The sequence below is a fragment of the Saccharopolyspora elongata genome, from assembly GCF_004348985.1.
GTDB classification, from domain to species: domain Bacteria; phylum Actinomycetota; class Actinomycetes; order Mycobacteriales; family Pseudonocardiaceae; genus Saccharopolyspora; species Saccharopolyspora elongata.
Genome location: NZ_SMKW01000099.1, coordinates 23,586 through 29,608 on the forward strand (window position 1 = coordinate 23,586; position 6,023 = coordinate 29,608).

Here is a 6,023-nt window from a genome sequence, read left to right on the forward strand (position 1 = left end):
GAGAGAGCCCGTGACGGCGACACTCAACGACTGGACCCGCGTGTCCACTGTGGTCCACCAAGCCTGCGCCGGGCTGTCCGGCGTGTCCGCCGAAGCCGTGCTCGACGAGGTGCGGCGCACCGGCTACACCGGCATCAGCGACGACGAGCTCTCGCTGGCCCAGGTCATGGCGGCGCGCACGCTGATCGAGACCGAACCGAACTACTCGCAGGTCACCGCCCGGCTGCTGCTGGACCGGATGCGCCGCGAGGCGCTGAGCTACCTGGGCGAGCCGCAGGAGGCCGACCAGGAGGAGATGTGCGCTCGCTACCCGGAGTACTTCGCCGACTACGTGCGGCGCGGCATCGAGCTGGAGATGCTGGACCCGGAGCTGGGCACCTTCGACCTGGCGCGGCTGGGCGGCGCGCTGGTGGCGGAACGCGACCTGACCTTCGGCTTCCTCGGGCTGCAGACCCTCTACGACCGGTACTTCCTGCACCACGACGGCACCCGGTTCGAGCTGCCGCAGGCGTTCTTCATGCGGGTCGCGATGGGTCTCGCGCTGCGCGAGGACGACCGCGAGGCGCGGGCCATCGAGTTCTACCACCTGCTGTCGTCGTTCGACTTCATGTGCTCGACGCCGACGCTGTTCAACGCCGGCACCACCCGACCGCAGCTGTCGTCCTGCTTCCTGACCACTGTGGACGACGACCTGTCCGGCATCTTCCACTCGATCAGCAACAACGCGCTGCTGTCGAAGTACGCCGGCGGGCTGGGCAACGACTGGACGCCGGTGCGCGGCATCGGCGCCCACATCAACGGCACCAACGGGAAGTCGCAGGGCGTGGTGCCGTTCCTGAAGATCGCCAACGACACCGCGGTGGCGGTCAACCAGGGCGGCAAGCGCAAGGGCGCGGTGTGCGCGTACCTGGAGACCTGGCACATCGACGTCGAGGAGTTCCTCGACCTGCGCAAGAACACCGGCGACGACCGCCGCCGCACCCACGACATGAACACCGCAAACTGGGTGCCGGACGAGTTCCTGCGCCGCGTCGAAGCCGACGAGCAGTGGACGCTGTTCTCCCCGGACGAGACCTCTGACCTGCACGACCTCTACGGCAAGGCGTTCGCCGAGCGCTACCGCGCCTACGAGCAGGCCGCCGACCGCGGCGAGATCAAGGTGTTCAAGCGGGTCCGCGCGGTGGAGCTGTGGCGGCGGATGCTGACCATGCTCTTCGAGACCGGCCACCCGTGGATCACCTTCAAGGACCCGTGCAACCTGCGCTCGCCGCAGCAGCACAACGGCGTCGTGCACTCCTCGAACCTGTGCACCGAGATCACCCTGAACACCAGCACCGACGAGGTGGCGGTGTGCAACCTCGGGTCGATCAACCTGGCCCGGCACGTCACGGCCGACGGCATCGACGCCGAGAAGCTGGAGCGCACCACCCGCACCGCCGTGCGGATGCTGGACAACGTCATCGACATCAACTTCTACACGATCCCCGAGGCGCGCCGGTCCAACCTGCGGCACCGGCCGGTCGGGCTGGGGCTGATGGGCTTTGCGGACGCGCTGTTCGTGCAGCGCATCCCGGTGTCGTCGGATGCGGCGGTGGAGTTCGCCGACCGCAGCATGGAGCAGATCAGCTACCACGCCATCGCCGCGTCGAGCGCGCTGGCGGCCGAGCGGGGCCGCTACGAGTCCTTCGACGGTTCGCTGTGGAGCCGCGGCATCCTGCCGATCGACTCGCTCGAACTGCTCGCCGAGGCCCGCGACGGCGACGTCGACCTGGACCGGTCGTCCACGCTGGACTGGGAGTCGCTGCGGGCGCGGGTGGTGCGCGATGGCATGCGCAACTCCAACGTGATGGCCATCGCGCCGACCGCCACGATCTCCAACATCTGCGGCGTCAACCAGTCCATCGAGCCGGTCTACCGCAACCTGTACGTCAAGGCGAACATGTCCGGCGACTTCACCGTGGTCAACCCGCAACTGGTGGCCGACCTGAAGCGCGTGGGGCTGTGGGACGACGCGATGGTCGCGGACCTGAAGTTCCACGACGGCAGCCTGCTGCCGATCGAGCGGATCCCGCAGGAGCTCAAGGAGCTCTACGCCACCGCGTTCGAGATCGAGCCGCGCTGGCTGGTCGAGGCTGCGGCACGGCGGCAGAAGTGGATCGACCAGGCGCAGTCGCTGAACCTCTACGTCAGCCGGCCCAGCGGCCGCACCCTCGACGAGCTCTACCGGCTCGCCTGGCACAAGGGCCTGAAGACCACGTACTACCTGCGCTCCACCAGCGCGACCCACGTGGAGAAGAGCACCCTGCGCGGCACCGACGGCAAGCTCAACGCGGTCCCGACGGCGGTCCCCGTTTCGGAGATCCCGATCTCGGCGGCCGGCGCGGCCTGCTCGGTCGAAGACCCCGACTGCGAAGCCTGCCAGTAACCCCGCCCTGGCATCCCGCCGCGATTTCAATGGAGATCAACGGTCTGATTTCCATTGGAATTGCGGGACCCGAGGGCCGGAGTCCAGGTCAAGTCCTGTTCGACGCGCGGACTCGAGCCGCGCGATTTCCTTGGAGCAACACAGCATGACCTCCTTGCAAACCCCCTCCTCGGCCGCCGGGCTCGGCGAGATCGACCGCTCCGGCGGGCGCGTCGCTGTCGGCGACAAGGCGATGATCAACGCTCGCGCCGACGTCAACCAGCTGCTCCCGCTCAAGTACGGCTGGGCGTGGGAGAAGTACCTCGCGGGCTGCAACAACCACTGGATGCCCACCGAGATCTCGATGCAGGCCGACATCGCGCTGTGGAAGTCCGCCGACGGCCTCAGCGCCGACGAGCGCCTGCTGCTCAAGCGCAACCTCGGGTTCTTCGCCACCGCGGAATCCCTGGTGGCCAACAACATCGTGCTCGCCGTCTACCGGCACATCACCAACCCCGAGTGTCGCCAGTACCTGCTGCGGCAGGCCTTCGAAGAGGCCGTGCACACCCACACCTTCCAGTACATCTGCGAAAGCCTCGGCCTCGACGAGGGCGAGCTGTTCAACATGTACCGCGAGATCCCGTCGATCGCCGACAAGGACGCCTGGGCGCTGCAGTACACCCGCAGCCTGGAGGACCCTGACTTCGCCACCGGCAGCACCGAGGCCGACCAGGCGTTCCTGCGCGACCTCGTGGCGTTCTACGTGATCTTCGAGGGCATGTGGTTCTACACCGGGTTCGCGCAGATCCTCGCGCTGGGCCGGCGGAACAAGATGGTCGGCATCGCCGAGCAGTACCAGTACATCCTGCGCGACGAGTCGATCCACCTGAATTTCGGCATCGACTGCATCAACCAGATCAAGCTGGAGAACCCGCACCTGTGGACCGAGGAGTTCCAGGCCGAGGTCCGGCGGATGCTGGCGGAGGCCTGCGAGCTGGAGATCGCCTACGGGCGCGACACGATGCCGCGCGGCCTGCTCGGCATCAACGCCGAGCTCAGCGCCCAGTACATGCACTTCATCACCAACCGGCGCTGCGCCCAGCTGGGCCTGGAGCCGGTGTTCCCGGAGACCGACAACCCCTTCCCCTGGATGTCGGAGGCCATGGACCTGAAGAAGGAGAAGAACTTCTTCGAAACCCGGGTGATCGAGTACCAGTCCGGCGGCTCCCTCCAGTGGGACTGACGCCGGCGGGTTGAAGCGAACGGCCTGTTCACGCCGCTAGGCGGGGTGAACAGGCCGTTCGCTTTCCATGTGATCCCGCCCACCCGCCGACAATCGGGCAAACCCGCGCCGTTGGAACCCGCGCCTGCCCTAACGTCGATCGGCGTTCGCACACCACACCAGGGAGGAAGACGTGATCATCTGGGGATTCCGGAGCAGCGTCCAGCGGCTGGCCAGCCTGCAACTCGTCTGCCCAGGCTGCCGCGTCACGTGTGCGACGACCCTCAACAAGGGCGTCACCAAGTTCACGCTGTTCTTCATCCCGCTGTTCCCGACCAGGACCCGGTACGCGCTGACCTGCACCTGGTGCGGCACGACTTCTCCGATCACCAAGGAAAAGGCGGAACAGCTCCAGGCCCGGCCGCAGCAGGGCCTGCAATCCTGATCACTCGCAGACCGCTCCTTCGGCCGCGGAGCCGACCAGCTTCGCGTACTTGCCGAGCACTCCCTTGCGGAACCGCGGTGCCGGCGGTGACCAGTTCTCCCGACGGCGCAGGAGTTCTTCGTCGCCGACGAGCAGGTCCAGGGTCCGGTTGGCGAGGTCGAGGTGGATCGGATCGCCGTCCTGCACCAGCGCGATCGGTCCGCCGTCGGTCGCCTCCGGCGCCACGTGCCCGATGCACAACCCCGTGGTGCCGCCGGAGAACCGGCCGTCCGTCACCAGCAGCACGTCCTTGCCGAGCCCGGCGCCCTTGATCGCACCGGTCACGGCGAGCATCTCCCGCATTCCCGGCCCGCCGCGCGGCCCCTCGTAGCGGATGATGACCACGTCCCCGGGCTTCAGCGTGCCGTCCTCCACGGCATCCATCGCCCCCTGCTCGCCGTCGAAGACGCGCGCCGTGCCCTCGAAGCTCGCCGAGTCGAAGCCCGCGCTCTTGACCACCGCGCCGTCCGGCGCGAGCGATCCGCGCAGGATGGTGAGCCCGCCGGTGGGGTGGATCGGGTTCGAAAGCCCGTGCAGCACCTCGCCGTCGAGGCCCGGCGGGTCGAGCTCGGCGAGGTTCTCCGCAACGGTGCGGCCGGTCACCGTCATGCACTCGCCGTGCAGCAGCCCGGCATCGAGCAGGGCCTTCATCATCACCGGCACGCCGCCGATCCGGTCCACCGCGGGCATCACGTACCGGCCGAACGGCTTGACGTCGGCCAGGTGCGGCACGCGGTCGCCGATCCGGTTGAAGTCGTCCAGCCGCAGGTCGACCTCGGCCTCCCGGGCGATCGCGAGCAGGTGCAGCACGGCATTGGTCGATCCGCCGAAGGCCATCGTCACGGCGATCGCGTTCTCGAACGCCTCCTTCGTGAGGATCTGCCGTGCGGTCAGCTGCCGGGCCAGCATGCCGACCGCCAGCCGACCGGCTTCGCGAGCACCCGCGTCACGGCGCCGATCCACCGACGGCGGGCTGGCCGACCCGGGCACCGACATGCCGAGGGCCTCGGCCGCGCAGGCCATGGTGTTCGCGGTGTACATCCCCCCGCAGGCACCTTCGCCCGGGCAGATGGCGCGCTCGATGCGATCCACCTCGGCGCGCGTGATGAGACCGCGCGCGCACGCCCCCACCGCCTCGAATGCGTCGATGATGGTGACCTCGCGGTCGTCGACGCGGCCCGGCAGGATCGAGCCGGCGTAGACGAACACCGACGCCAGGTCCAGCCTCGCTGCCGCCATCAGCATGCCCGGCAGGCTCTTGTCGCAGCCCGCGAGCAGCACGGAACCGTCCAGCCGTTCGGCCTCCATCACGGTCTCGACGGAGTCCGCGATGATCTCCCGGGACACCAGGGAGTAGTGCATGCCGACGTGCCCCATCGAGATGCCGTCGGAGACCGAGATAGTGCCGAACTCCATCGGGTACCCGCCGGCCTCGTGCACGCCTTCCTTCGACGCCTGCGCCAGGCGCTGCAGCGAGAGGTTGCACGGGGTGATCTCGTTCCAGGAGGACGCCACCCCGATCTGGGGCTTGGCGAAGTCGGCGTCCTGCATGCCGATGGCGCGCAACATCCCGCGCGCCGCGGCCCGCTCCATTCCTTCGGTGACCTCGCTGCTGCGAGGCTTCAGCGTGCGCTGGTCGCTCGTGAGCTTGGCATGGTCCACGCCTCGACTGTAGTCCGCATCACAGCCGAACCGCCCGCCACAGGACGACGTGTCGGGGCCGGAAATGGAGAAAGGGTCCCTTCTCTTCCGTTCTACCGGAAGAGAAGGGACCCTTCTCAAAAAAGTGTCGGCGGTGTCTTACTCTCCCACACCCTATCGAGTGCAGTACCATCAGCGCTGGGGAGCTTAGCTACCGGGTTCGGAATGGGACCGGGCGGACCCTCCCCGCCATCGCCACCGACAACCCCAAA

At 68.0% G+C, this 6,023-nt stretch carries 4 protein-coding genes and 1 rRNA gene; 3 read left to right on the plus strand and 2 right to left on the minus strand.

All coding sequences use genetic code 11. The features are described 5' to 3' along the window. Nucleotides 1-10 precede the first annotated feature (10 nt). The 3 genes from E1288_RS40870 (at nt 11) to E1288_RS40880 (ending at nt 4,071) form a co-directional block, all read left to right on the plus strand. On the plus strand, nt 11-2,425 hold the full coding sequence (locus E1288_RS40870; protein WP_235884154.1) for a ribonucleoside-diphosphate reductase subunit alpha: 2,415 nt from the start codon (nt 11-13) through the stop codon (nt 2,423-2,425). A 130-nt stretch (nt 2,426-2,555) separates the two neighbouring features. After that, nucleotides 2,556-3,647: a ribonucleotide-diphosphate reductase subunit beta gene (locus tag E1288_RS40875; RefSeq protein ID WP_268952019.1), complete on the plus strand. Its 1,092-nt coding sequence runs from the start codon at nt 2,556-2,558 to the stop codon at nt 3,645-3,647. Nucleotides 3,648-3,819: 172 nt separating this feature from the next. Next, nucleotides 3,820-4,071: a zinc-ribbon domain-containing protein gene (locus E1288_RS40880; RefSeq protein ID WP_132494040.1), complete on the plus strand. Its 252-nt coding sequence runs from the start codon at nt 3,820-3,822 to the stop codon at nt 4,069-4,071. On the opposite strand, the gene ilvD is transcribed toward E1288_RS40880, so the two are convergent. Both ilvD and rrf read right to left on the minus strand, forming a co-directional pair. After that, nucleotides 4,072-5,772, minus strand: a complete 1,701-nt coding sequence (gene ilvD, locus E1288_RS40885) for a dihydroxy-acid dehydratase (protein WP_132494041.1) — start codon at nt 5,770-5,772, stop codon at nt 4,072-4,074. A gap of 125 nt (nt 5,773-5,897) precedes the next feature. Beyond that, nucleotides 5,898-6,014, minus strand: a 5S ribosomal RNA gene (rrf, locus tag E1288_RS40890). Between the last annotated feature and the right edge of the window lie 9 nt (nt 6,015-6,023).